The sequence below is a fragment of the Bacillus sp. JJ1503 genome, assembly GCF_036965125.1.
GTDB lineage: Bacteria > Bacillota > Bacilli > Bacillales > Cytobacillaceae > Cytobacillus.
Genome location: NZ_JBALOZ010000449.1, coordinates 1 through 1,994, shown reverse-complemented (window position 1 = coordinate 1,994; position 1,994 = coordinate 1). Strand labels below are relative to the sequence as shown.

Here is a 1,994-nt window from a genome sequence, read left to right as displayed (position 1 = left end):
GTATTAATTTTTAGACCACAAGGCTTGTTTGGATTAAAGGGGTGAGGAAGATGAGAATATTAGCTGCAAGCAGAATGAATTTTGTGTACTTAATAACGGCAATATTTCTCCTTATTTTGCCATTTGTCTATGAATCTAGAACACTGTTAATTTTGCTGACACAAGTGTTTATATTTGCGATTTTTGCGATGAGCTATGATATTTTACTAGGCTTTACCGGAATTGTTTCCTTCGGTCATGCCATGTTTTTTGGAATTGGCGCTTACACAATAGGCGTCTTTATGAAACGGTTTGATCCAACTATTCCGTATCTTTTATTAGCTGTTTTAGTAACGATTATTTTAACATCCATTGTGAGCTTGATACTGGGACTGCTAACTTTAAGGCTAAAAAGTCATTTCTATGCGATGTTAACACTTGCCTTCTCGGGGCTTTTCCTCGTTTTGGCTGAAAAGTGGCGAACGGTTACGTATGGCAATGACGGCTTTACCTTTCGAATTCCAGAATTATTTAAAGACCGGACCGATTTTTATCTCATTTGTCTTGTCATGATGATTTTGGTATTTGCGATTCTTAAAAGATTCACGAATTCCCCTTTAGGAAGAGTCCTGCAGGCCATTCGGGAAAATGAACAAAGAACAGAATCCCTCGGCTACAGCATCCTCCATTATAAAGTCATTGCGAGTGTCATATCGGGGGTAATAGCAGGAATGGCTGGTCTTCTCTATTCTATGTCACTGCGATTTGTTAATACGAGTGTGTTCACAATGGATATAACACTGGATGCATTGCTCATGACTATAATTGGAGGAGTGGGAACGTTAGTCGGTGCGATCATTGGGGCTGGCCTAATAGAATTTGCCCATCACTGGCTAACTGAATTGGCAAAGGTCCACTGGATCTTTGAACGCTGGATCATCTTCTTCGGGATTATATATATTTTGGCCGTTATGTTCTTCCCTATGGGGATTGTAGGAACGTTAAAAAAGCTGAAACTAACGCGAAAGAAGAAAGAGGAGAGTAAAGCAGAAGAGAAAATTGCCAGTTAGGGGGAGCAGGATGGAGCAGAAACAAATTGCCTCTTTCATCGTCCGCTTTCATTTAGCAGACATTGATGAACATACCGGAAAGAAAAAATGGCGCATTAAAGTATCCCATGTTCAAGAGGATATAGAAATACTATTCGAATCAATCGAAGATGCGATGAATTTCATGAAAAATATTATTGGGGATTAATAGAAAAGCGGAGGCGCCTTCGGAACAATCAAAGGGCAATTGTTCCTGCGATGTATATTCGCAGAAGCTTTCCTTTGTGCCCAGGGGCGACAAGCATAAGACAGTCCGGCAGGAAGGTTGTAATTTAACCTTCTTGTCGGAATGGCTTATGACCTCGAGCCCCTAGGCGCCGCAGCTAGACAAATAGAAAAGCGGAGGCACCGGGGCGAGATAATGAGGAATGAGGTGAGAACGTGAATATCGGCATTCTTAGTACTGGAATCTATCTGCCCGAAGAATATATAACTGGTGAAGAAATTGCATTGAAGGCAGGAATTCCGCAAGAGATTGTTGAAGGTAAAATGGGGATAAAAAGGAAGACTATTCCTGGACCGGAAGATCACACATGTCTAATGGGAATTAGAGCTGCAGAAAAAGCGATTAAAAAAGCGAATTTAGATCCATTAACTATTGATCTCGTCATCTATATTGGCGAAGAATATAAGGAATATCCGCTTTGGACAGCAGGTATTAAGCTGCAGGAGGAAATTGGTGCGTTAAATGCCTGTGCTTTCGATGTGGCACTTCGCTGTGGAACGACCGTCATGGCGCTAAAGGTAGCAAAAAATATGATGATCGCAGATCCGGCAATCAATACTGTTCTTTTAGCCGGCGGTTATCGGAATGGGGATTTTATTGATTACCATAACCCTCGGACAAGATTTATGTATAATCTTGGGGCAGGCGGAGGGGCGATTATTTTACAAAAAGACTGCAAG

2 protein-coding genes and 1 pseudogene are annotated in these 1,994 nt (G+C 41.3%); all 3 read left to right on the top strand.

The window, feature by feature from the left end:
* Positions 1-50 precede the first annotated feature (50 nt).
* Positions 51-1,049 carry a branched-chain amino acid ABC transporter permease gene (locus V7149_RS24900; protein ID WP_335348251.1) on the top strand — a complete coding sequence of 333 codons (999 nt, stop codon included), beginning with the start codon at positions 51-53 and terminating at the stop codon, positions 1,047-1,049.
* Positions 1,050-1,059: 10 nt separating this feature from the next.
* Complete coding sequence (locus V7149_RS24895) at positions 1,060-1,236, top strand: hypothetical protein (protein ID WP_335348250.1); 177 nt, start codon at positions 1,060-1,062, stop codon at positions 1,234-1,236.
* 233 nt (positions 1,237-1,469) lie between these two features.
* Positions 1,470-1,994, top strand: a pseudogene (locus V7149_RS24890) (3-oxoacyl-ACP synthase); the annotation flags it as partial.